22 protein-coding genes are annotated in these 24,053 nt (G+C 67.8%); 9 read left to right on the top strand and 13 right to left on the bottom strand.

All coding sequences use genetic code 11. The features are described 5' to 3' along the window. Positions 1–121: 121 nt before the first annotated feature. Entirely contained in the window at positions 122–829 is a 708-nt protein-coding gene (locus tag RAB71_RS00650; RefSeq protein ID WP_010340659.1) for a 2OG-Fe(II) oxygenase, read from the top strand. Between the two features lie 110 nt (positions 830–939). Here RAB71_RS00650 and RAB71_RS00655 read toward each other — a convergent pair whose 3' ends face one another. Then, complete coding sequence (locus RAB71_RS00655; RefSeq protein ID WP_010340660.1) at positions 940–2,025, bottom strand: PA0069 family radical SAM protein; 1,086 nt, start codon at positions 2,023–2,025, stop codon at positions 940–942. Between RAB71_RS00655 and RAB71_RS00660 the strand changes: the two genes are divergently transcribed. The 4 genes from RAB71_RS00660 (at position 2,012) to RAB71_RS00675 (ending at position 5,028) form a co-directional block, all read left to right on the top strand. Continuing rightward, positions 2,012–2,416, top strand: coding sequence for a hypothetical protein (locus tag RAB71_RS00660; protein ID WP_138985714.1), 405 nt, complete (start codon positions 2,012–2,014; stop codon positions 2,414–2,416). The two genes, RAB71_RS00655 and RAB71_RS00660, sit on opposite strands and share 14 nt — an antisense overlap. Positions 2,417–2,425: 9 nt before the next feature. Next, positions 2,426–3,898, top strand: a complete 1,473-nt coding sequence (gene cls / locus RAB71_RS00665) for a cardiolipin synthase (RefSeq protein WP_040900772.1) — start codon at positions 2,426–2,428, stop codon at positions 3,896–3,898. 96 nt (positions 3,899–3,994) lie between these two features. Then, on the top strand, positions 3,995–4,261 hold the full coding sequence (locus RAB71_RS00670; RefSeq protein ID WP_010340662.1) for a hypothetical protein: 267 nt from the start codon (positions 3,995–3,997) through the stop codon (positions 4,259–4,261). Between the two features lie 14 nt (positions 4,262–4,275). Next, positions 4,276–5,028, top strand: a complete 753-nt coding sequence (locus tag RAB71_RS00675) for a pyridoxine 5'-phosphate synthase (protein ID WP_010340663.1) — start codon at positions 4,276–4,278, stop codon at positions 5,026–5,028. Positions 5,029–5,230: 202 nt separating this feature from the next. Here the strand turns inward: RAB71_RS00675 and RAB71_RS00680 are convergent, their stop codons facing one another. From RAB71_RS00680 to dnaA, 12 genes are all read right to left on the bottom strand, one after another. Beyond that, positions 5,231–5,638, bottom strand: a complete 408-nt coding sequence (locus RAB71_RS00680) for a biopolymer transporter ExbD (RefSeq protein ID WP_010340664.1) — start codon at positions 5,636–5,638, stop codon at positions 5,231–5,233. A gap of 325 nt (positions 5,639–5,963) precedes the next feature. Beyond that, the gene (locus RAB71_RS00685; protein WP_010340665.1) at positions 5,964–6,377 is read right to left on the bottom strand and encodes a biopolymer transporter ExbD; all 414 of its coding nucleotides are present in this window, start codon (positions 6,375–6,377) and stop codon (positions 5,964–5,966) included. Positions 6,378–6,380: 3 nt separating this feature from the next. Continuing rightward, positions 6,381–6,806, bottom strand: a complete 426-nt coding sequence (locus RAB71_RS00690; protein ID WP_010340666.1) for a biopolymer transporter ExbD — start codon at positions 6,804–6,806, stop codon at positions 6,381–6,383. A 40-nt stretch (positions 6,807–6,846) separates the two neighbouring features. After that, entirely contained in the window at positions 6,847–7,611 is a 765-nt protein-coding gene (exbB, locus tag RAB71_RS00695; protein ID WP_010340667.1) for a TonB-system energizer ExbB, read from the bottom strand. Positions 7,612–7,708: 97 nt separating this feature from the next. Continuing rightward, entirely contained in the window at positions 7,709–8,383 is a 675-nt protein-coding gene (locus tag RAB71_RS00700) for an energy transducer TonB (RefSeq protein ID WP_010340410.1), read from the bottom strand. Between the two features lie 152 nt (positions 8,384–8,535). Beyond that, positions 8,536–9,729: a lipopolysaccharide assembly protein LapB gene (locus tag RAB71_RS00705; protein WP_010340411.1), complete on the bottom strand. Its 1,194-nt coding sequence runs from the start codon at positions 9,727–9,729 to the stop codon at positions 8,536–8,538. Between the two features lie 159 nt (positions 9,730–9,888). After that, a complete protein-coding gene (locus RAB71_RS00710) occupies positions 9,889–10,695 on the bottom strand; it encodes a M48 family metallopeptidase (RefSeq protein WP_010340412.1) in 807 nt (268 codons plus the stop codon). A 68-nt stretch (positions 10,696–10,763) separates the two neighbouring features. Then, positions 10,764–11,609 carry a CPBP family intramembrane glutamic endopeptidase gene (locus RAB71_RS00715; RefSeq protein WP_010340413.1) on the bottom strand — a complete coding sequence of 282 codons (846 nt, stop codon included), beginning with the start codon at positions 11,607–11,609 and terminating at the stop codon, positions 10,764–10,766. Positions 11,610–11,690: 81 nt separating this feature from the next. Continuing rightward, positions 11,691–14,153 carry a DNA topoisomerase (ATP-hydrolyzing) subunit B gene (gyrB, locus tag RAB71_RS00720; protein ID WP_010340414.1) on the bottom strand — a complete coding sequence of 821 codons (2,463 nt, stop codon included), beginning with the start codon at positions 14,151–14,153 and terminating at the stop codon, positions 11,691–11,693. A 112-nt stretch (positions 14,154–14,265) separates the two neighbouring features. Beyond that, the gene (gene recF, locus RAB71_RS00725) at positions 14,266–15,366 is read right to left on the bottom strand and encodes a DNA replication/repair protein RecF (RefSeq protein WP_010340415.1); all 1,101 of its coding nucleotides are present in this window, start codon (positions 15,364–15,366) and stop codon (positions 14,266–14,268) included. 480 nt (positions 15,367–15,846) lie between these two features. Beyond that, positions 15,847–16,947 carry a DNA polymerase III subunit beta gene (gene dnaN / locus RAB71_RS00730; protein WP_010340416.1) on the bottom strand — a complete coding sequence of 367 codons (1,101 nt, stop codon included), beginning with the start codon at positions 16,945–16,947 and terminating at the stop codon, positions 15,847–15,849. 274 nt (positions 16,948–17,221) lie between these two features. Next, entirely contained in the window at positions 17,222–18,562 is a 1,341-nt protein-coding gene (gene dnaA, locus RAB71_RS00735) for a chromosomal replication initiator protein DnaA (protein ID WP_010340417.1), read from the bottom strand. A 261-nt stretch (positions 18,563–18,823) separates the two neighbouring features. Between dnaA and rpmH the strand changes: the two genes are divergently transcribed. The 4 genes from rpmH to RAB71_RS00755 all read left to right on the top strand — a co-directional run bounded on the left by rpmH (position 18,824) and on the right by RAB71_RS00755 (position 24,035). Further along, positions 18,824–18,964 carry a 50S ribosomal protein L34 gene (gene rpmH, locus RAB71_RS00740; RefSeq protein ID WP_003469983.1) on the top strand — a complete coding sequence of 47 codons (141 nt, stop codon included), beginning with the start codon at positions 18,824–18,826 and terminating at the stop codon, positions 18,962–18,964. 38 nt (positions 18,965–19,002) lie between these two features. Next, positions 19,003–19,440, top strand: a complete 438-nt coding sequence (rnpA, locus tag RAB71_RS00745) for a ribonuclease P protein component (protein ID WP_029561743.1) — start codon at positions 19,003–19,005, stop codon at positions 19,438–19,440. 18 nt (positions 19,441–19,458) lie between these two features. Beyond that, a complete protein-coding gene (gene yidC, locus RAB71_RS00750) occupies positions 19,459–21,192 on the top strand; it encodes a membrane protein insertase YidC (protein WP_010340419.1) in 1,734 nt (577 codons plus the stop codon). 101 nt (positions 21,193–21,293) lie between these two features. Continuing rightward, on the top strand, positions 21,294–24,035 hold the full coding sequence (locus tag RAB71_RS00755; protein WP_104609502.1) for a tetratricopeptide repeat protein: 2,742 nt from the start codon (positions 21,294–21,296) through the stop codon (positions 24,033–24,035). Positions 24,036–24,053 lie beyond the last annotated feature (18 nt).

Consider the following 24,053-nt stretch of genomic DNA (forward strand, 5'->3'; position numbering starts at 1 on the left):
GCGGCGTCTTGGCGAGGCGATGTCCGCCGGGGGCGCGTCTCGGCGCGGCCGGACGCCGGCAACATGCGCACGGGCGTCCGCCCTTGCTGCGGCGCCGGCAGATCGCTGGTAAGGTCGCGCGATGTCCGACACGCATCCCGATTTCATCGAAGTGTTCGAGGGCGCCATGTCCCGCGAGGACTGCGCCGCCATCCTGCGGCGCCTGCGCGGCAGCACCCAACTGCGGCCCGGCGAGGTCGGCAGCGGCGTGTTTCCCGAGCTCAAGCGCAGCCGCGACCTGCGCATCAGCGGCCTGGAGCCGTGGCGCGATGTGGAACAACGGCTGCAGCAGGCGGTGTTCGGCGGATTGCTCGGCTATCTGCGCAAGTACCCGCAGACCCTGATCTCGCCGCTGATGCTGCAGGTGCCCGGTGCCGACGGCCAGCCGCACCGGCTCGGTGCCGAGGACTTCGCCCTGCTCGACGACGCGGCGCTGTCCAACCTCGCGCGCACCTGCCTGCGCCCGGGCGCGATCAACCTGCAGTGGTACGAGGCGGGCGAGGGCGGCTATCCGTATTGGCACTGCGAGCTGTACCCGCGCGACCCCAGCGCCGAGACCCTGCACCGGCACCTGTTGTGGACCCTGTACCTCAACGACGATTTCGACGAAGGCGAGACCGAGTTCCTGTTCCAGCGCCGCAAGATCGCCCCGCGCGCCGGCAGCCTGCTGATTGCCCCGACCGCCTTCACCCACACCCACCGCGGCAACCGCCCGCAGCGCGGCGACAAGTTCATCGCCACGAGCTGGATCCTGTTCCAGTCGGCCCAGGCGCTTTACGGCAGGGAATAGGGAATGGGGATTCGCAAGAGCGGCATGGCGCGGCCTGACGCAGCCTCTGCAACCCAACTGCCAAGAAAGCCGCTTTTACGAATCCCGAATCCCCAATCCCGAATCCCCGCTCAAAACAACACGCCCTGCGGCGACGGCGGGCGCGGCGGCAGCGGTTTGACGAAGTGGCTGCAGTCCAGGCGGCGGCGCGGGGACTCGGCATAGCCCAGCCGCTTGTGCGCCAGGGCGAAGCGCCGCGCCAACAGGTCGGCGTAGACGCCTTCGCCGCGCATGCGCTTGCCGAAGGTGCTGTCGTAGTCCTTGCCGCCGCGCAGTTGCTGCACCGTGCTCATCACGTGCGCGGCGCGGTCGGGATGGTGCGCCTGCAGCCAATCGCGGAACAGCGGCGCCACTTCGTGCGGCAGGCGCAGCAGCACGTAGCCGGCGGACTCGGCGCCGGCCTCGCGGGCCGCTTCCAGCACCGCTTCCAGCGCATGGTCGTTGATCCACGGGATCACCGGCGCCACCATCACTCCGACCGGGACACCGGCCTCATGCAGGGTGCGCATCGCGCGCAGCCGCGCGTGCGGCGCCGAGGCGCGCGGCTCCAGCCTGGCCGACAGCCGCGGATCCAGCGAAGTCACCGAGAAATGCACGCTGACCAGGTTGTCGCGGGCCAGCGGCGCCAGCAGATCCAGGTCGCGCTCGACCAGCGCGTTCTTGGTGATCAGCGAGAACGGGTGGCGGGTTTCGGCGAAGACCTCGATCAGACGCCGGGTCAGCTGCAGCTTGCGCTCGATCGGCTGGTAGGCGTCGGTGTTGATGCCCAGCGCGATCGGGCTGGGCACATAGCCGGGCTTAGCCAGCTCGCGGCGCAACAGTTCCGGGGCATTGGTCTTGGCGAACAGCCGCGTCTCGAAGTCCAGCCCCGGCGACAGGTTCAGATAGGCGTGGCTGGGCCGGGCGAAGCAGTAGCTGCAGCCGTGCTCGCAGCCGCGGTACGGATTGACCGACTGCGCGAACCCCACGTCCGGCGACTGGTTGCGGCTGATGATGCTGCGCGCGGTCTCCTCGCTCACCTGCGTGCGCAGGCGCGGGGCGGCGAATTCCTCGCTGTCGTCGGGATGCCAGCCGTCGTCCTCGGCCTGGCTGACGGTCCGTTCGAAGCGGCCCGGCAGGTGGCTGCCGGCGCCGCGGCCCTTGATGGCGGTGCTCATCGACATAGGCTACGCGCCGACCGTCTCGGCGGATGCGACGGCACCGGCGGCGGCGCTGAATCTTTCAGGCGACGCAGTCAGCGTGGCGCACCTCCGTCCGTTGCGCACGGCGGCGCAGATCGACGTTCCACGGCGGGCCGGCGGCATGTCGCTCTTCGGCGATGACGCTGCCATTCGCCGAACCGGGGCCTCGTCGCGGGCGCACGCGAACGCCGACGCCTTGGCGTCACCCGGTTGCCGCGAACGCCTGCTGTCATACACCCGCAGTGCAGCACAGGTGCGCAGAGCCGATGGCTGCCAGCACGCCAGACAGCAAACGCACGCGATCCGGCCGGTCACCGCAGTGGCGGGCCGGCATCGCCTTCGCCGCAACCTCCGCGCCACCCTCTAGAATCCGCCGATGCTCGTGATCGCGACTCTGCAGAACACCTGGGACCGGCTGACCGGCATCCCCCACATCGGCGCCTACCTCACCGCCGCCTACCTGCTGTACATCCTGTGGCTGAGCGGCTGGATCGTGCTGCAGAAGCGCGAACCGGCGGCGACGCTGAGTTGGGTGCTGTCGCTGGCCGCCTTGCCCTATCTGGGCTTCGTCATCTATTACCTGCTGGGCCCGCAGAAGGTGAAGCGGCAGCGCCTGCGCCGCGGCCGCTCGCGCTCGGGCATGGAGCACTACAGCAGCGTGTGCCCGCCGGATGCCGACTGCACCGAGCTGGCCAAGATCGCCCAGGCCACCACCGGCCTGGCGCCGAGTTCGGCCACCGCCGTGCAATGGCTGGTCGACGGCGCGGCAACCTACGACGCGATCGTGCGCGACATCGGCGCCGCACAGCATCACGTGCACCTGGAGTACTACATCTTCAATCCCGACCGCACCGGCACGCGCATCCGCGACGCGCTGGTCGAGCGCGCCCGCGCTGGCGTGCGCGTGCGCCTGCTGCTGGATGCGGTCGGCTCCTCGCAGGTGCGCAAGCGCTTCCTGCGGCCGCTGCTGGAGGCCGGCGCCGAGGTCGCCTGGTTCCACCCCACCCAGTTGCTGCGGCCGTTCAAGTTCAAGCGGCCCTGGGTCAACCTGCGCACCCACCGCAAGATCGTGGTGATCGATGGCCGCATCGCCTTCACCGGCGGCATCAACGTCACCGACGAGGAGAACGAGGCGCTGCGCGCCGATGCCTACCGCGACCTGCACCTGCGCTGCGAAGGCCACGTGGTGCGCAGCCTGCAGCTGGTGTTCGTGGAGGACTGGCTGTACGCCACCCGCCAGGGCCGCGACGCCTTCGACATGGCGCGGATCTGGCCCAGCGACATGCCCAGCCGCGATGCCGGCAGCATCCAGGCGCAGGTGCTGGTGTCGGGGCCGGATTCGTCCTGGGAGAGTATCCACCGCCTGCAGGTCGCGGCGATCTACGAGGCGCAGCGGCGGGTGTGGCTGGTCACGCCGTATTTCGTGCCGGGCGAGGCCGCGCGCATGGCGCTGACCTCGGCGGCGCTGGGCGGGCTGGACGTGCGCCTGCTGGTGCCCAAGCGCAGCGACTCGCGGCTGGTGACGCTGGCCGCGCGCTCGTACTTCGACGAACTGCTGCAGGCCGGCGTGCGGATCTACGAGTACGGCCCGCGCATGCTGCACACCAAGGCGCTGATCACCGACGAGGACCTGTGCCTGGTCGGCAGCGCCAACTTCGACAACCGCAGTTTCCGGCTCAATTTCGAGGTCGCCACGCTGTTCCGCGACCGCGGGCTGACCAGGCAACTGGCCGAGCTGCTGGAAGGGGAGATGGCCGATGCGGTGCGCGTACGCGACGACCGCAAGCGCTCGCTATGGCGCTACCGGCTACCGGAGGCGGTGGCGCGGCTGACCTCGCCGCTGCTGTAGCCGCGGCCGGCGCGGCGGCCCGGCGCCTGGGTGCGGCACCACGTGGAACCGGCACGCCCCGCGGCGCTACACTGCGCCATCCTTGGGGAGATCGTCATGTACTGGCTCTTTCTGCCGCTTGCGCTGGGTGCTTTCGTTCTGGCGTTCACGACGCCGCACATGTGGTTGCTGGTGGTGAGCCTGCTGGCCGCGCTGGCCTTTCTGCTGGCCTGGGCACGCGGCTGGTACGTGGCCAAGATCGGCGACGCCAGCCAGCGCGACGCGATGCCGATGATCGACCCGGCCGAACTGCGCCGGCTGCGCGAGCAGGCCGAAGCGCGCCGCGCCGCGGCCGCCGCCAGCGACGACGCCGCGGCGCCGTAAGCGGTTCGCCGGCGATGACCAAGCTCAGCGTCAACGTCAACAAGATCGCGGTGCTGCGCAATTCGCGCGGCGGCGACCTGCCCAGCGTGCTCGAGGCCGCGCGCGCCTGCCTGGACGCCGGCGCGCACGGCATCACCGTGCACCCGCGCCCGGACCGGCGCCACATCCATGCCGAGGACGTGCTGGTGCTAGCCGACCTGACCCGCGAGCGCGGCGTCGAATTCAACATCGAGGGCAACCCGTTCGCGCCACCGCGGCCCGGCTATCCCGGGCTGATCGCGCTGTGCGCGCAGGCGCGTCCGGCGCAGGCCACCCTGGTGCCCGACGGCGACGGCCAACTCACCTCCGACCATGGTTTCGACTTCGGCCGCGACAGCGACCGCCTGCGCCCGCTGATCGCCGAACTGAAGGCCCTGGGCTGCCGGGTCAGCCTGTTCGTCGATGCCGACAACCCCGACCTGGCGGTGGCGGCAGAACTGGGCGCCGACCGCATCGAGTTGTACACCGGTCCCTATGCCGCCGCGTGGGAGCAGGGCGACAGCGCCGCGGCTGCGCCGTTCGCCGCCGCCGCACGCCGCGCGCAGGCCGCCGGACTGGGCGTCAACGCCGGCCACGATCTGGCCCAGGCCAATCTCGGCGCGTTCCTGGCGACGGTCCCGGACGTGCTGGAAGTATCGATCGGCCACGCGCTGATCGGCGAGGCGCTCTACGCCGGACTCGACGCCACGGTGAAGGCCTATCTGGCGGTGCTGGCCGGCGCACGCTGAGCGACGCCGGCAACGCGAGGCAGGGCGTCTCCTTGACAGACTGGCCGCTTGGCGGCCGCGGCCATCCAGTGCCGCAGGGCTGTCGCGCTCGGCGCGATCCAATCATCGCGGGTTTTGGGCTGTCTCCCCCAGGCGGCGCGCCGAGCGGTGTGCGAGCGGGCGACGCCACCGACAATGGTGGCGTCGCATCGCCGGCTGCCTGTTACTGCACGAAACCGATGCGCTGCACGTCGGCGTTCTTGGCCGCCGCCAGCACCTTGGCCATGGCCTCGTAGTCGGCGTCCGGGCTGGCATCGATGCGCAGCTCGGGCGGATTGCCGGCCGCCTGCGCCATCGCCTCTTGCAGCCGCGGCTGCAGATCGCGCAAGGCCAGCGGCGCGGCATTCCAGAACAACTGGCCACTGGCATCCAGGCGCAACTGGATCGGGTCCGGTGGCGGCAAGGGTCTGGAGAGTGCCGGCGTCCGCTGCGGCAGGTCCATGGTGATCGTTCGCGTCAGCATCGGCGCGGTGACGATGAAAATGATCAACAGCACCAGCATCACGTCGACCAGCGGAGTGACATTGATCTCCGCCAGCGGTCCCCGATTCCCTGCAGCACTGAACGCCATGGTCAGCCTCCTGTGGGTGTGGTGTCGCGCCACCAGCCTACACCCGCGGCGCGGCGGTGTGCGAGAGGCGGAGACAAGGCGCAGGGCGGATTCGGCTTGGTCCGGCGGCGAAGCTCCTCAACGGCCCAGGCCGGGTGGCCGTCGAGCAGGGAGGCACGTCCACACTCGGGACGACATACCGCGCTACATGCCGGACCGCGGGCCGGCATCGTCGCAATGCGCAGGACATCCAACCGTGCACGCACAAAAAAACGCCACCGTTTCCGGTGGCGTTTGCAGTCGCGTCATGACTGAGGTGTTGCGGTGAAACGGATTGCGTTGAAGCTTATTGCTGCACGAAGCCGATCTTCTTCATGTCCGAGTTCTTGGCGGCGGCCAGCACCTTGGCCATCACTTCGTACTCGGAATCCGGATTGGCATCGATGCGCAGTTCCGGCTGGTTGGTCGGATCGCGCTGGACTTCGTTTTCCATCATCTGCGGGAGCGCACTCACCGCCACCGGGCTGTTGTTCCAGAATACCTGGTTCGACGCATCGATCCGCAGATCGATCGGCGGCGGCGGATCGCGCAACTGCGGCGGCGGGTTGATGACCCGCTGCGGCAGATCCACGTCGATCGGGTACGTCATGATCGGCGCAGTCACGATGAAGATGATCAACAGCACCAGCATCACGTCGACCAGCGGCGTGACGTTGATGTCGGCCATGGGACCACGGCCGCCTCCTGAGCTGAACGCCATGGCTCAGTTCCCCTTCTCTTTGGTCGCAACGAAGCCGACGTCCAGCATGCCCTGACTCTGCGCGATCTTGGTGATCTCGTTGATCGTGCGCATCTTGGTGGTGCGGTCGCCACGCAGGTTGAGCGGCGGCTGCGGGGTCTGCTGTGCAGCGGTCGAGAAGCGCGACTCCAGGGCTTCCTTGGAGATCGGCTCGTCGTTCCAGTACAGCGACCCATCCTCCTTGACCGCCAGGGTGATCGGATTCGAACGCTTGTCGTCCTTGTCCGGATCCTGCTTCAAGTTGGCTTGGGGCAGCTCCACCTTGACCTTGTGGGACATCAGCGGTGCCGTGATGATGAAGATGATCAGCAGCACCAGCATCACGTCCACGAGGGGCGTGACGTTGATGTCGGCCATGGGGCCGCCGCTGTTACCACTACTGAAAGCCATAACGGGCTCCGTTAACGTTGCGTGGACGACTTAGCCGGGATCAGCGAACGCGCGAACCGGTGGCGAAGAAGTCGTGCAGGTCGTGAGCGAAGGTGTCGAACTTGGCGATCACCGAGCTGTTGACCTTGCTGAAGAAGTTGAAGGCGAACACGGCCGGGATCGCGACGAACAGACCGATCGCGGTCATGATCAGCGCTTCACCGACCGGGCCGGCGACGGCGTCGATCGAGGCCGAACCGGTGGCACCGATCTTGATCAGCGCGCCGTAGATGCCCCACACGGTACCCAGCAGACCGACGAACGGCGCGGTCGCACCGACGGTCGCCAGCAGAGTCATGCCCGACTGCAACTTGGTGCTTTCGCGGGTCACGGCCTGACGCAGGGCGCGGTCGACGAACTCCGAACGGCTCAGGGTCTCGCCCAGGCCGGTGCCGGTGCCGGCTTCGGCGCGCTGGTGGTGCGCGGCGGCCTGCGCAGCGTCCAGGGCGATCTTCGAGAACGGCTCGGAGGCCGGCTGCTCTTCCATCGCACGGATGGCGTCCTGGGCGTTCGGGGTGTCCCAGAACAGGCTGGTGACGCGGTCGGCCTGGCTCTTCAGACGGGTGGCGCGGAAGATGTTGATGATCGTCCAGTACCAGGACGAGGCGGACATGATGATCAGGGTGATGAGCACCACCCAGGAGACGGCGAAGTCACCCGGCTTGGAGGTCATTTCGGTGATCAGGTGCTCGAAGCCCATCTGCGACAGGGCGTTCGATGCGTTGTTGCCCCCCGCAGCAGCGGCGATGAAAATTTCCTGCAGCATGACGCTTACCTTTGTTGTGTGTGGTGGTGATGAGGGTGGTGCAAAGAGTAGACAGGGCTTGCGGACCGGCGGTGCGCCGGTCCGCGCAACCTTTGTATCAGTTCAGCGCGAAGTTGACCGGGACGCGAACGCGGCCGGCGGTCTTCTGTCCATTGACGACAGCGGCATTGAACCGCCACTTGCGCGCTGCTTCCATGGCGGCGCGGTCCAGGTCGCGGTTGCGGCTGGATTTCTCGACGGCAACGTTCGTGACGTTACCACTGGCGTCGACGTCGATGATCAGGATCACCTCGCCCTGTGCGCCCGACCGGAATGCAGCCGGCGGGTACTTCGGCGGGTTCATGTTCTTCGACGAGATATCGACGCTAGCGCTGATGTCGGAGGGTGCGGCCGGCGGCGCGGGCGGCGACGGCGGCGTGGCGATGTCCGTGTCGCGCGGCGTCGGCACGTCGATCACCGGGGCTTCCGGCGGCGGCGGCAGCGGGGTCGGCTTCGGCGGCGCCAGGTTCTTCACCGGCGGCGGCGGAGTTTCCGGCGGCTTCGGCGGCGGCGGCGGCGGCGGGGGAGGCGGCGGCGGTGCGTCCACCAGGGTGACCATGATGTTGCGTTCCTTCTCCGCCACCGCCTTGGGCGCAACGGCCGGAATCAGCAGCAACATCAGCGCTGCAAGGTGCAGCGCGATTACGAAGGCAATACCGATGATGCGCGGCCAGCTGAGGCCGGAGGCGTCATCTTTGTCGTAATGCCGATGGATGACCAGTTGTTCCGTCATGCGCCAATGACTCGATTAAAGGGGGGCGGATCCCGCGGTGGAGCGGGACCCAAGTTCACGCGGCGATGACACCGCAGGAACCTCCAAGCTTATACCAATCCCTGTTACCTGCACTACTTTCAGCACTGGTAATCGGGGGCTTTTTTTGCGTGCTACTTCAGGTTGATGATCTTCTTGGCGTCTTCCGGCTTTTTGACGCCCTTGGCCAGCGCCTGCTGCGCCGCCTGCTTGGCCTCGGCCACGCGGCCTTCCGAATGCAGCACCTTGGCCAGGTTGAGATAGGTTTCGCCGTCCTTGGACAGCGGCGCGGCCTTCTGCCAGTTCTCGATCGCCTGCGGCAGCTGGTCGGTGTAGTAGTACGACTGCGCCAGCGCCAGGTAGGTCTGGTAGTCCGGCTTCAGAATGCCCTTCTGCATGCCTTCGTTGATGACCGCGATGACGTCCTTCTCATGGCCGTCGGTGTTGGCGTAGATCGAGTACAGCTGCTTGTATTCCTTCTCGTCGGTCAGCTGACCGGAGGTACGCAGCTTGTCCATCACCGCCGCGGCCTTGTCCATCTGGTCGGCCTGCATGTACATGCTGGCCAGGTTGAGCTGGGCCTTCTTGTCGTTGGGCGACTTGGCCGCCAGCGCCTCGGCGGCCTTGACCGCCTCGCCGGTCTGGCCGGCCTCGGCGTAGGACGCCATCAGCAGCTGGTTCCAGCTGTCCTTCGGTTCCGGCGACGCGGCGATGGCCTGCTTCAGCGCCGGGATCGCTTCCTGGTAGCGCTGCGCCTGGTACAGGGCCTGGCCCTTGAGGATCAGGTCTTCCGGGCGGGTCGACTTGGTTTCGGCGAGGAACTTGTCCAGCGTGGCCAGGCCTTCGGCGGTCTGGTCGTCCTGCAGCTGCAGCTGCGCCAGCATCAGCATCGACTGGTAGTGGCCGTTGTTGTCCAGGCCGTTGAACTGGATCGCCTGCTTCAGGTACGCCTGCGCGGCCTTGCTGTCGTCGAGGTTGTAGGCGGCCTGCGCGGCCAGCTGCGCGGCGACCGACTTGTCGTACTCGTTGGCGCCGCTGTTGCCCAGGATCTCATCGGCCTGGCTGCGCACCGACGCGTAGTCCTCGCCCTTGTTGTAGGTGTCGATCAGCTTCTGCAGCTTGCTGCCGAGCTTGGACGACGGCTTGCCGTTGGGCTCCTTGCGCTCGGCATTGGGGAACAGCACCGCCGCCTTCTCGTTCTTGGCATTGCGCGAGGAACGGTGGTCGGTGCGATCGCTCTGCGCAGCGGCATCGGTCACCACCGCGCCACCGAGGGCGGCGGCGATCACCAGGGACAACAACGCTTGCTTGCGAATGCGGAATTTCATGGGTCACCTCGGTGGATACCGCCCGGAGCGGCACGGAAGACGGAGCGGCCGTTCCTCGGCCGAGCCAGCAAACCTATCAGAAACCTGTACGCCGTGAAAACGTTTTTGGATGCGTTTTCTGTGACAGTGCCGGCGGCCGGCGCGGGGACGACGCCAGGCTCAGCCGCACTTGGGCGTCCTGCCGGCACTGCGCGCCTGCGCATACACCGGTTCCAGCGCAGCGACGTCGCGCTGCAGCTCGCCGATGCGGGCACTGGGATCGGGGTGGGTGGAGAGCCATTGCGGCGGTCGATCGCCGCCGGCGGCCATCATGTTCTTCCACAGTTCCACCGCCTGCGCCGGGTCGAAGCCGGCCTGCGCCATCAGGCGCTGGCCGACGACGTCGGCTTCGGCTTCCTGCTGGCGCGAGCCGGGCAGCAGGAACAGCGTCTGCGCGGTCATGCCGCCTACCTGGCCGACGGTATCGGCCGCGCCCTGGCCATAGCGGGCGCCGGCCAGCGCGCCAATCACGCTCAGGCCGGCCTGCGCGCCGAGTTGGCGGGTGATGCGTTCTTCGTGATGACGCGAGATGACGTGGCCGATCTCGTGGCCGAGCACGGCGGCGAGCTGGTCCTGGTTCTTGGCCACGCTGAAGATGCCGCTGTTGACCCCGACCTTGCCGCCGGGGAGGGCGAAGGCGTTGGGTTCTTTGTCGTTGAACAGCGCGGTTTCCCAGCCGTTACCGCGCCATTGGTCGGGCAATTGCGCGACCAGCGCGTTGACCACGCAGCGCACGTAGGCGTTGCGCTTGGGATCGGTATCCAGCTGTTCCTTGGCCTTGGCCTCGGCGAACGCCTGCGCGCCCATCTGGTCGAGTTGTTGTTGCGAGATGCCGCCGACGACCTGGGTGCGCCCGGTTGGCGATGTCGTCGTCGCACACGCTGCCAGCAGCATCGCGAGCGACGCGCCAAGTACCACTTGCTTCATACGGTCCCCCCTCCTGACACGCGTCGCAGTGTGGAGGGCCGCGTCTTAACATTTCGTCAAACAAACCTTCAGGTTGCGCCAAACCAGTACAGCCCGGCGACCGCGATGGCGTTGTTGAGGCCATGCGCGGCGATCGACGCCCACAAGGTGCCGGTGCGCTTGTACAGCCAGGCGAACGCCGCGCCCATGCCGCCGTAGACCAGCCACAGCTGTGCGGTCGCGGCCAGGCTGTTGCCGGTGGTCCCCGGCACTTCGTGCACCAGGGCGAAGGCGGCGCCGCTGAGCAGCATGCCCAAACGCGGCCGGCCTGCGTCCCACAGCCGCCCGAACAACACGCGACGGAACAGCAGTTCCTCGTAGGCCGGGGCGATCACCACGGCGAACACGATCAGGAACAGCGGCATCTGCGCCATCGCGTCCTGCATCAACGGCAGGTTGGTCGGCACCGGCTTGATGCCGATCTGCGCCGCCAGCGCGGAAATCGCCGCGCTGCCGACGAACACGCCGACCGCGACCAGCAGCACCCAGCCCCAGGTCGACGGCGTGCGCGCCGCCTGCCACGAGGCGCGGCGCTCGGCGGCGCTGGCCGGGCGACGCAGGAAGTACAGCAGCAGCGCCGCGGAGAGGGTGCTGACCAGGGCGATCAGCAGTTGCGCCAGCGCGCCCGGCTGACCGACCCGCTGCGCCACCACCGAGGCCAGGCGATCGGCGGGGATGCCGTGCGCCTTCAGTTCCATCGCCAGCTGGAAGCCGCGGATCACGCCCCAGACCAGGCCGCTCAGCACGCTCACCGCCAGCAGTACCACCGCCGCCAGCAGCACGTCGAGGAAGAACCCGAGGATCGGCCGACGCGGGCGGGCCGGCGGCGCGGACGGCAACGGCAGCGGGGTGGCGGGCAACGGCGGTGCGGTCATCGCGGTCCTGGGCGGCAGCGGGCGGAAAGCGCAGCGGGACGCCCCGCCCCGGCACGGAGGCCAGGACGGGCACCGCCACGGTCAGATGTCGAGGTTGGCGACCTTCAGCGCGTTCTCTTCGATGAAGTCGCGGCGCGGTTCGACCACATCGCCCATCAGGGTGCTGAAGATCTGGTCGGCGGCGACCGCGTCCTCGATGCGCACCTGCAGCAGGCGGCGCGTGTCCGGGTTCACCGTGGTCTCCCACAGCTGCTCGGCGTTCATTTCGCCCAGGCCCTTGAAGCGCTGGATCTGGCGGCCCTTCTTGGCCTCCTCGAACAGCCAGGCGTGCGCCTGGGCGAAGCTGCTGATGGCCTGGGTCTTGTTGCCGCGCACGATCTGCGCACCCTCGCGCACCAGCCCGTGCAGCGCCAGCGCGACCTCGCGCAAGGCCCGCAGTTCGCCGCTCTCGAAGGCGGCCATCGGCACCCAGCTGGTGAGCTCTTCGCCCATGTGGCGACGGATCACCTTCAACATCGCCGGCTTCTGCTCGCTGCCGCGTTCGAAGGACAGCGCATAGCGCGCCGAGCCCAGGCTGCCGCGGTTGAGCACCGCCTGCAGCGCGTCCAGGCTCGGGTGCGCTTCGCCCTCGCTCTCCAGCTGGGCGACGTCCAGCGGCGGCAGGTCGATCAGCGCGCTGAGCAGCGCCGGGTCATAGCGGTGCGCATTGCGCGCCACCGCCTCGTTGGCGCTGGCGAACAGCAGCAGCAGCTTCTCCAGCGCCGCGCCAGTGATCGGCGGCTCGTTGCTGGCCGGGACCAGCGCCGCGCCTTCGACCGCGCTGCTGGCCAGGTAGGCGTTGAGCGCGTTGTCGTCCTTCAGGTACAGCTCCTGCTTGCCCTGCTTGAGCCGGTACAGCGGCGGCAGGCCGATGTAGACGTAGCCGCGCTCGATCAGCTCCGGCATCTGCCGGTAGAAGAAGGTCAGCAGCAGGGTGCGGATGTGCGCGCCGTCGACGTCGGCGTCGGTCATGATGATGATGCGGTGGTAGCGCAGCTTGTCCGGGTTGTACTCGTCGCGGCCGATGCCGGTGCCCAGCGCGGTGATCAGCGTGCCGACCTGGTCGGAGGACAGCATGCGGTCGAAGCGCGCACGCTCGACGTTGAGGATCTTGCCGCGCAGCGGCAGCACCGCCTGGTTCTTGCGGTTGCGGCCCTGCTTGGCCGAGCCGCCTGCCGAGTCACCCTCGACGATGAACAGCTCCGACAGCGCCGGATCCTTTTCCTGGCAGTCGGCCAGCTTGCCGGGCAGGCCGGCGATGTCCAGCGCGCCCTTGCGGCGGGTCAGGTCTCTTGCCTTGCGCGCGGCCTCGCGGGCGCGGGCGGCATCGACGATCTTGCCGGCGATCGCCTTGGCCTCATTGGGGTTTTCCTGCAGGAACTCCTCCAGGCGCGCGCCGAAGGCGTTCTCCACTGCCGGGCGCACGTCGGAGCTGACCAGCTTTTCCTTGGTCTGGCTGGAGAAGCTCGGGTCCGGCACTTTCACCGACAGCACCGCGATCATGCCTTCGCGCATGTCGTCGCCGGTCAGGTTGATCTTGGCCTGCTTGGCGATGCCGTTCTGCTCGATGTAGGTGTTGAGCACGCGGGTCAGCGCGCCGCGGAAGCCGGCCAGGTGGGTGCCGCCGTCCTTCTGCGGGATGTTGTTGGTGAAGCAGTACATCGTCTCCTGGTAGGAGTCGGTCCACTGCAGCGCCACGTCCACGGTGATGCCGTTGTGCTCGCCGGTGACCGAGATCACGTTCGGATGCAGCGGGGTCTTCAGCTGCGCCAGGTGCTCGACGAAGCTGCGGATGCCGCCCTCGTAGTGGAAGTCGTCGCGCCGGCCCTCGCCGCGCTCGTCGGCGAGCACGATCTTGACTCCGGAATTGAGGAAGGACAGCTCGCGCAGGCGGCGCGCCAGGATGTCGTAGTGGAACTCCACGTTGTTGTGGAAGGCCACCACCGACGGCCAGAAGCGCACGGTGGTGCCGCGCTTGGTGGTCTCGCCCAGCTTCACCAGCGGCGCGACGGCTGCGCCATTGCTGAATTCCTGCTGGTAGTGGAAACCGCCCTGGAACACGTCCAGCAGCAGCTTCTCCGACAGCGCGTTGACCACGCTGACGCCCACGCCATGCAGGCCGCCGGACACCTTGTAGCTGTTGTCGTCGAACTTGCCGCCGGCGTGCAGCACGGTCATCACCACTTCGGCGGCGGAGACCTCGCGGCCGAGCTTGGCGCTCATCTGCGCGTGCTTGCCGACCGGGATACCGCGGCCGTTGTCCGACACTGAGACCGAGCCATCGGCGTGGATCGTCACCGCGACGTGGTCGGCATGCCCGGCCAGCGCTTCGTCGATGGAGTTGTCGACGACCTCGAACACCATGTGATGCAGGCCGGTGCCGTCATGGACGTCGCCGATGTACATGCCGGGCCGCTTGCGGACCGCCTCCAGCCCTTCCAGGGCGGTGATGCTGTTGGCGTCGTAGTTGCCGTTGCTGGGCGGGGTGTTCTGTTCGTCGGTCATGCGGGTGCCGTAGGCTCCACGAGGCTGCGAAGACAGGCGGGGGCCGGTTCGCGCCGCTGGATAGGGGATTGGCGGAAATTATAGCAGCCCGGGCCGCCGGACCCGCGGCGGCCTAGGAGACGGCCAGGATCTGGCCATGTTCCACGTGGAACCGCGCGATCGGTAGGCCGGCATCGGCCAGCGCCTGCGGGGTTTCGGTGGCGGTGACGAAGACCTGGGCCGGCCCGGCACGTAGCCGCTCCAGCACGCGCGCCTGATGGTGGCGGTCCAGTTCCGAGGCCAAATCGTCCAGGGCGATCACTGGCCACTCGCCGCGCTGCTCTGCGTAGTCCTCGGCTTGCGCCAGCAGGCAGGCCAGGGCGGTGAGCTTGGCCTGGCCGCGGGAGAGCGCGTCGCGGCCGGGAATCTCGGCGAAGCTGAGGCTCCAGTCGGCCCGGTGCGGACCGGCGGAGGTATAGCCAAGCTGACGGTCGCGCTCGCGGTTGAGCAGCAGCGCGTCGGCCAACGACAACTCCTGGCGTCGCCAACCGGGCGCGAACTGCAGATGCACGATGCCCAGCGCGGGCGCCAGATCCGGGGCCAGGGCGAGCAGGCGCTGGAGCAGGCGGTCCAGGTAGTCCTGGCGACGCGAGGTCAGCGGCTCACCGGACTCGGCCAGCTCGTGGTCCCAGGCATCCAGCGCCGCGCCGCTGCCACCGCTCTTGAGCAGGGCATTGCGCTGCTTGAGCGCGCGGGCATAGCGTCGCCATAGCGACAGAAAGTCAGGTTCCACGTGGAACAAGCCCCAATCGACGAAACGGCGCCGGGGCTCGCCGCCGCCGCTGACCAGCAGATGGCTCCCTGGCTCGAAGGTGACCACCGCCAGCGCGGCGCACAGCGCACCGAGATGGGCGACGTCCTGGCCGTCGAGGCGACCACGCCATTCCTGACCGCTGTGGCGCAGGCCGGCGCGACGCCGACGCGTCGGACCTGCGTCACCGGCGTGTTCCTGCCATTCGACGAAGACATCCAACGCGTCCTGCCCCTGCCGAACCAGCCCATCGCGCACGCGGCCACGGAAGCTGCGACCGTAGGCCATCAGGTGCATCGCCTCTAGCACGGTGGTCTTGCCGGCGCCGTTGTCGCCGGTGATCAGGTTCAGCCCGGGCGCGGGCGCCAGCTCGAGCGTCGCGAACCGGCGCAGGTGATGGAAATCTAGACGGGAGATGTGCATGCGGGGATAGAGGCGAAGGCGCTCGCACCGGGCGCACGCAGATCGGGATTGGGTCAGGGCGGCAGCATACTCAAAATGGTCTGTGGGTGCCGTGAGGCGTTGCTGCCCACGGCGGCGCGAGCGCCGTCTCAATGGGCTGATCGAAGCGTTACGTGGGAGCCATGCCTTGGGCTATCCAGGGCTGGCCTGCCCTGAGCCAGCTGGGCTTCTTCGGCAAAGCAACGTTCTATGAGGATCCGGCGGTTCCTGAGCGTAGCGATCCAAGGGGTGTATACGTCCAAGCTGTCCATCTTGGTGGCCGTGCAGACGAAGACGCTCCAACGCCGTGTGTCGCTCGACGGCCCCCGTTTTCCATGAAGCGACAACTCGGCACTGCTTTCCTGGGTGCAGAAGCAGTTTTACAGCGCTCCAAAAAAGAAAACCCGGCACAAGGCCGGGTCGCTTTCGCACGTGTTCCACGTGGAACACGCAGCGGGAACGTCAGAGACGCAGAGGCATCACCACATGACGGGAACGTGCGCTGCTGGCTTCGCGCACCAGCGCCGACGAGTTGGCGTCGCGCAGCTGGATCACCACGAACTCCTCGCGCAGCGCGGACAGCGCGTCGAGCAGGTAGTTCACGTTGAAGCCGATCGCCAGGTCGCTGACCTTGGTGTCCGCTTCCACTTCTTCCTGCGCTTCTTCCTGCTCCGGGTTGTGCGCGCTGATCTTCAGCTGGCCCGGCGAGACTTCCACGCGCACGCCGCGATACTTCTCGTTGGACAGGATCGCCGCACGCTGCAGCGCCGCGCGCAGGGTTTCGCGATCCAGCTTGACCTCGCGGTCCGCACCGATCGGGATCACCGCTTCGTAATCGGGGAAGCGGCCGTCGATCAGCTTGGAGGTGAAGGTGACATCGTCGCGCTTGACCCGCACGTGCGCGCGGCCGACTTCCAGCTCGACTTCGCGCTCGCCGCCTTCCAGTAGGCGCTGCAGCTCGGTCACGCCCTTGCGCGGCACGATGATCTGGCGCTTGGCGCCGCCGGCGTTTTCCAGTTCGGTCTCGCACAGCGCCAGGCGGTGGCCGTCGGTGGCCACACAGCGCAGGGTCTGATCGCGCAGGTCGAACAGCAGGCCATTGAGGTAATAACGCACGTCCTGCTGCGCCATCGCGAACGCGGTGCGCTCGATCAGTTCCTTCAACGCCGCTTCCGGCACTACCACGCGTTCGGTGGCTTCCACTTCGTCGACGGACGGGAAGTCGTTGGCCGGCAGCGTGGCCAGGGTGAAGCGGCTGCGCCCGGCCTGCACGGTGATCTTGTCGCCGGACTGGGACACGGTGACCTTGCTGCCGTCGGGCAGGGCACGCACGATCTCGAACAGCTTGCGCGCCGGGATCGTGGTTTCGCCGTCCTGGGCATCGTCGACCGCAATGCGCGAGACCATTTCCACTTCCAGATCGGTACCGGTCAGCGACAGCTGGCCGCCCTGCACCTGCACCAGGAAGTTGGCCAGAACCGGCAAGGTCTGGCGGCGTTCGACCACATTGACGACTTGCGCCAATGGCTTGAGGAAGGCTTCGCGCTGCAGTGTGAAACGCATGTGGTTCCGTGCCCCTATGCTTTAAAAGATGTGGAATAAATCAAAAGCTTGGTGGTGATGGTAGAGCGAAATTCGGTGCAAATGTAGCTCAAGCCACTGAATACAAAGAGTTTTTAACGCTCCCAATCCCGTGTACTACTGTCCCGGAACTGGTGGGGAAACCTGTGGATAGTTTTGCCGCCGCCGCCGCGTCGGGCTTTATCCACAGTTTCTCCCGGATTTGTCGCGAAGTCATGCACCGATTTATCCGGCGCCCGCCAACCCGGCCGCCGCACTACTCGCTGAGCTTGCGGATCAGCTTGTCCCAGTCTTCGCGGAGCTTGCCGTCGGTCTCCATCAGATGCTTGATCTGGCGGCAGGCGTGCAGCACGGTGGTGTGGTCGCGCCCGGCGAACGCGTCGCCGATTTCCGGCAGGCTGTGTTCGGTCAGTTCCTTGGTCAGCGCCATCGCTACCTGCCGCGGTCGCGCCAGCGAACGCGTGCGGCGCTTGGACAGCAGATCCTTGATCTGCAGGCCGTAGTAGTCGGCCACGGTCTTCTGGATGTTGGGGATGCCGATCGCCTGCTGCTGCGCGCGCAGCAGGTCGCGCAGGGTTTCCTGGGCGAACTCGGTGGTGATCGCACGGCCGGTGAAGTTGGCGCGCGCGGCCAGCGTGTTGAGCGCGCCTTCCAGGTCGCGCACGTTCGAGCGCATCTTCTTGGCGATCAGGAACGCCACGTCGTCGGGGATCTCCGCGCCGCGCTCGCGCGCCTTGGCCAGCACGATCGCCGCGCGGGTCTCGAAATCGGGCGGATCGATCGCCACCGACAGGCCCCAGGCCAGGCGCGACTTCAGCCGCGGCTCCAGGCCCTCGACCTCGCGCGGGTAGCGGTCGCAGGTCAGGATGATCTGCTGGCGGCCATCGAACAGCGCGTTGAAGGTGTGGAAGAACTCTTCCTGGGTGCGGTCCTTGCCGGCGAAGAACTGGATGTCGTCGATCAGCAGCGCGTCCACCTGCTGGAACTGGCGCTTGAACTGGTCCATGGTCTTGTCCTGCAGCGCGCGGATCATCGCGCTGAAGAACTGCTCCGAGCGCAGGTACATCACCCGCGCGTTCGGGTTCTGCTCGCGCATGGCGTTGCCGGCGGCGAACATCAAGTGGGTCTTGCCCAGACCGGTGCCGCCGTACAGCAGCAGCGGGTTGTGCGCGCGATCGCCGGGCTTCTGCGCGGCCTGCACCGCCGCGGCCAGGCCGAGCTGGTTGCTGCGGCCTTCGACGAAGTTGGCGAAGGTGTAGTGCGAATCGAGATTGCCGGCGAACGGCTCCAGCAACGGCTGCGCCGGGGTACGTGCCGCCGCGGTTTCGCTGGGCGGTGCGGCGGCCGGTTCCGGCGCGCGCGGACGCGAGCCGACCTGCAGCAGCACCTCGCCGCTGCCGGCGAAATAGGTCAGCAGTTCGCGGATACGCGGCAGGTAGCGCTCGCGCACCTGCTCGACGATGAAGGCGTTCGGGGCGTACAGCACCATGCTGTTGTCATGGCGCTGTTCGGCTTGCAGCGGTTTCAACCAAGTATGAACGTCCTCGGCTGGAAATTCGGCTTCCAGACGTTCCAGGCAACGGGGCCAAGCATCCATCAGATCTAAATTCGTCGATAGACCGGGCATGAAAGGCGCGCTCGGGCGCGGCGCATTCGGCCGGTGGGAGAGGAAAGCGGATGGATCAGACTACCACCGGCGCGCAGGGTCGGGAATGGTTTTCCCACGGCTATTCACAGATCCATCCACAGGCCGGGTGCGGCCGTCCTCCGTTCCGGTCGTCACAGGGAGTTGACCGCGACGTAAGGGGTCCTATAGAATTTCCGGTTCTTTCCGCCCCATTCAGATCAGAGCGCCCCGATGGCCACCAAGCGCACCTTCCAGCCCAGCAACCTCAAGCGCAAGCGCGACCACGGCTTCCGTGCCCGTATGGCCACCGCCGACGGCCGCAAGATCCTGGCCCGCCGCCGCGCCAAGGGCCGCAAGCGCCTGAGCGCTTGATTGCCTCGCCGCCCCAGGCGGCGCCTGCAATCCGGACCGTGAATCATCCAGACCCGCGTAGGCGATTTCCTCGCTCTGCGCGGGTTCGCACGTCTGCGGAATACCGCGTCGTGTTCGATGCCGCGCGCCGCTGTTCCGAGCCGCTGATGAGCCTGCACTGGCGCAGTGCGCCGCACCCGGCGCGGCTGGGCCTGGCAGTGTCGCGTAAGGTCGACAAGCGTGCGGTCGTGCGCAATCGCATCAAGCGCGTGCTGCGCGAGGCAACGCGGCAGCTGCTGCCGTGGCTGGCGCCCGGCGACTACGTGGTGGTGGCGCGCAGCGCCGCCGCCCAGGCCAGCGGCGATCAACTGCGCCAAGCCTATCTGCGCCTGCTGCGTCGCGCCGGCGCATTGCCGGCCCAGGCCGCGGACGGCACAATGCCGCCGCCTCTTCGTCCTTCTTCCCCCACCTCCACGTCAGAACCCGCTTCTGGCTGAGCCGAGCTTGCCTGTCCGATGAACCAGACCCGCCTTTTCCTGATTTTCGCCTGGCTGATGGTCGCGGCCCTGTTGTGGATGGAGTGGAACAAGGAACACGCGCCGAACGCCACTGCGGCGACGGTCGCGGCGGCGACCACGGTGCCGCCGGCGCAGGACGCCGATGCCGGCGCCACGCATGTGCCGGCGATCCCGCAGGCCACGGTGCCGGGCACCACGCCGGCCGCCAGCAGCACGTCCGAGACCGCCGCGGCCAGCGCCGCACCGCGGGTCACCGTCACCACCGACGTGCTGCGCCTGACCCTGGACGGCCGCAGCGTGTTCGACGCCGACCTGCTGCTGTTCCCGCAGACCAAGCAGCCCGGCAGCCCCCCGGTGCAGCTGCTGACCGAGGACGCGGCGCATCCGTACACCGCCACCAGCGGCTGGGTCGGCGAACACAACTCGCCGTCGCCGGGCCCGGCTGGCTTCCGCCCCGAACACCCGGGCCAGGAGTACGTGCTGGCCAAGGGCCAGGACAGCCTGCAGGTGCCGTTCGTGTGGAACGGTCCGGACGGCGTGACCATCCGCCGCGTCTACACCCTGCAGCGCGGCCATTACGCCGTGCAGGTGCACGACGAGGTCATCAACCACGGCAGCAAGCCGTGGCAGGGCTACGTGTTCCGCAAGCTGAGCCGGGTGCCGACCATCGTCAGCCGCGGCATGACCAACCCGGATTCCTTCAGCTTCAATGGCGCCACCTGGTTCAGCCCGGCCGACGGCTACCAGCGCCGCGCGTTCAAGGACTATCTGGACGATGGCCCGCTCAACCAGACCATTTCCGGCGGCTGGATCGCGCTGCTGCAGCACCACTTCTTCACTGGCTGGATTCCGCAGGCCAACCAGCAGGCGCTGTACGTGCTGTCCAACGACGGCCCGCGGCATGTGATCGAAGCGCGTGGCCCCGGCTTCACCGTGGCGCCGGGCGCCACCGCCAGCACCGAGGCGCGGCTGTGGGTCGGACCGAAGCTGGTCAGCCAGATCGCCAAGGAGAACGTGCGCGGCCTCGACCGCGTGGTCGACTACAGCCGTTTCTCCGTGATGGCGCTGCTCGGCCAGGGCCTGTTCTGGATCCTCAGCCACCTGCACAGCCTGCTCGGCAACTGGGGCTGGTCGATCGTCGGCCTGGTGGTGCTGCTGAAACTGATGCTGTATCCGCTGTCTGCCGCGCAGTTCAAGAGCATGGCCAAGATGCGCAAGTTCCAGCCGCGCATCCAGCAGCTCAAGGAGCGCTACGGCGACGACAAGCAGAAGTTCCAGACCGCGATGATGGAGCTGTACAAGAAGGAGAAGATCAACCCGATGGGCGGCTGCCTGCCGGTGCTGATCCAGATGCCGATCTTCTTCGCGCTGTATTGGGTGTTGGTGGAGTCGGTGGAACTGCGCCAGGCGCCGTGGTTCGCCTGGATCCAGGACCTGACCGCGCGCGATCCGTACTTCATCCTGCCGGTGATCAACGTGGCGGTGATGTGGCTGACGCAGAAGCTGACGCCGTCGCCGGGCATGGATCCGGTGCAGGCCAAGATGATGCAGTTCATGCCGCTGGTGTTCGGCGTGATGATGGCCTTCGTGCCGTCGGGCCTGGTGTTGTACTGGGTCACCAACGGTTCGCTGGGCCTGTTGCAGCAGTGGTGGATGCTCAAGCGCCACGGCGAGGCGGCCACCGCTGGCGGCGGCGGCAGCGGCAAGCCGCCGGCCAAGGCCAAGAAGTAAACCCGACAACGCCCGCCCTCCGGCGGGCGTTGCGCATGCGGCCGGGGAAGGCGCCGGCGTCTGCGTTCTTCCCGTAGCGCCTTGCTCGCGAGTCCGTGGTCATGCGCAAGCGCCGTCGTCCGTTGCCGTCGTCCGTTGTCGTGATCGGGCTGCTCGCCTTGGCCCTGGCCGCGTGCCAGCGCACGCCTGCCGACAGCGCCGCGACGCCGTCCAAGCCCGCGACATCGGCACCGGCGATCGCCATTCCAGGCTCTGCCGCATTGCAGGCCCATGCGACGGCGCTGCTGCAGGGCCTGCAGGCGCAGCTGGCGGCGCAGCGCAAGATCATCGTGTTGCTGGCCGACGAGGCCAAGCAGTCGCCGGCCGACCGGCAGACCTCCAGCAGCGTCGGCCAGCAACTGTTCCACGAGGGCCTGGAGCGCCGCGAGGCATTGGCCAAGCAGTTCGATGCGCTGCTGGCGCTGCCGGACGCGCAGCGCTTCGCCGCGGTCGGCAGCCTGCTCGACTACGTCGAATCGGCGCCGGACCTGTACGACGCCGACCGCCTGGCGTTCCGCGAGATTCTCGCCGACTGGCAGCTGCGCATCGGCAAGGATTCCTCGCTGCCGGCGATCAAGCTGCACCAGCGCATCGGCGAGGACCTGGAAGCGCTCGACGAGATCGAACGCACCTACAACCGCGAGATCACCGCGATCTTCAGCCGCTTCGACCGCACCCGCGCGATCGTGCAGAAGCGCGAGAAGTGGGAGGACTACGTCGCCCACCTGGGCACGCTGTACACGCGCGAGGCGATCCTGCGCGACTACGGCGTGATCACCCCGTACCCGATGTCGATGAAGGACAGCGACCGCGAGGTGTTCGGGCGCGACCTGCCGCCGAAGACCGTGGTGCTGAGTTTCGACGACGGCCCGCATCGCGAGTACACCGACGAGATCGTCGCCATCCTCAAGCGCTACGACGTGCCGGCCACGTTCTTCGAAGTCGGCCGCAACCTGGGCAAGCTGGAGTCCGATGGCAAGGTCGATCTGTCGCCGCTGGCCAGCGTCAGCCGCAGCCTGATGGAGCAGGGCTACACCGTCGGAAACCACAGCCTGACCCACGCGCAGCTATCCAAGGAAACCGGCGCCGCCCTGCGCAGCCAGATCCTCGACACCGACCGCATGCTGCGCGCGGTCGACGCCAAGCGTGCGCCGCTGTTCCGCTTCCCTTACGGTGCGCGCAACGCCGAGGGCATGCAGATCCTCGGCGAGGCCGGGCTGAAGTCGGTGATGTGGAACGTGGATTCGCTGGACTGGGCCGACCCGGTGCCGGAGTCGATCGTGCAGCGCGTGCTGGAGCAGGTCGGCCGCGAGCAACGCGGCATCCTGCTGTTCCACGACATCCACGAACGCACGGTCAAGGCGTTGCCGCAGATCCTGGACCGGCTCAGCGCCGATGGTTACCAGTTCGCCGCCTGGAACGGGCGCGACTTCAGCGTGGCGCGCGCCGCCAGCAACGCCGCCGCGCCGGCGGTGACCAGCGGCTACGACAAGTCGTGGGCCATCGTCATCGGCATCGACGACTACGCGCACTGGCCCAAGCTGCAGTACGCGGCCAACGATGCGCAGGCGATCGCGCAGACGCTGACCGGCAGCTTCGGCTTCCCGTCGTCGCAGGTGATCGTGCTGAAGAACCAGGAAGCCACCCGCAACAATATCCTCGCCGCCTTCCACGATCGGCTCGCGCACGGCGGCGTCGGCAAGAACGACCGCGTGTTCGTGTTCTTCGCCGGCCACGGCGCGACCCGCAAGCTGGCCTCCGGTCGCGACCTGGGCTACATCATCCCGGCCGATTCGGACCCGGCGCAGTTCGCCACCGACGCGATTCCGATGACCGAGATCCAGGACATCGCCGAAAGCCTGGAAGCCAAGCACGTGCTGTTCGTGATGGACGCGTGCTACAGCGGCTTGGGCCTTACCCGCGGCGGCGGCACCAGCGCCTACCTGCGCGAGAATGCGCGCCGCATCGCCCGGCAGATGCTCACCGCCGGCGGCGCCGACCAGCAGGTCGCCGACAGCGGCCCCAACGGCCATTCGGTATTCACCTGGGTGTTGCTGCAGGCGCTGTCGGGCAAGGCCGACCTCAACGGCGACGGCCTGATCACCGGCACCGAGCTGGCCGCCTACGTGGCGCCGGCGGTGTCGAGCATCTCGCAGCAAACGCCCGCGTTCGGCAGCCTGCCCGGTTCGCAGGGCGGCGAGTTCGTGCTGCAGGTACCGGAGGGCGAGGAATTCCTCACCGCCAGCACCCAGCAACTGTCCTCGGCGGCGATCGCAATGAACGACCGCGTCGATGCGGCCGCGCCAGCGTCGACCGCGACGCCGAACGCGGGCGCCGGCCGCGCCGACGCGCCGGCCGCTCCGGCCAAGCCGGCGGTGGTGGTCAAGGATCTGCAGGGCGGCGAGCGGCCGCTGGCGGTGCCGGCCGCGGCTGGTCCGGTGTCCGACCGGCAGCGTGCGCAGCGCGCCAACGACCGCGGCCTGCAGTTGTACAAGGAGAAGCGCTACGACGAGGCCGAGGCGCAGTTCACCGAGGCGCTGAAGCTGCGCCCGGACTTTGCGCTGGCGGCCAACAACCTGGGCTTCATCTACTATCGCCAGGGCAAATACGCGCAGGCCGTGCGCTGGCTGGAGAACACGCTGAAGATCGATCCCTCGCGTGCGGTGGCCTACGTCAACCTGGGCGACGCCTACCGCCAGCTCGGCGATACCGCCAAGGCCAAGCGCGCCTTCCAGACCTACCTGGAGCTGCAACCCACCGGGGCGTCGGCCGCCTACGTGCGCGGCCAGTTGCAGACGCTGTAGTCCACCGCATCACCGACC

The sequence above is a fragment of the Xanthomonas sacchari genome, from assembly GCF_040529065.1.
In the GTDB taxonomy this organism is placed as follows: Bacteria; Pseudomonadota; Gammaproteobacteria; order Xanthomonadales; family Xanthomonadaceae; genus Xanthomonas_A; species Xanthomonas_A sacchari.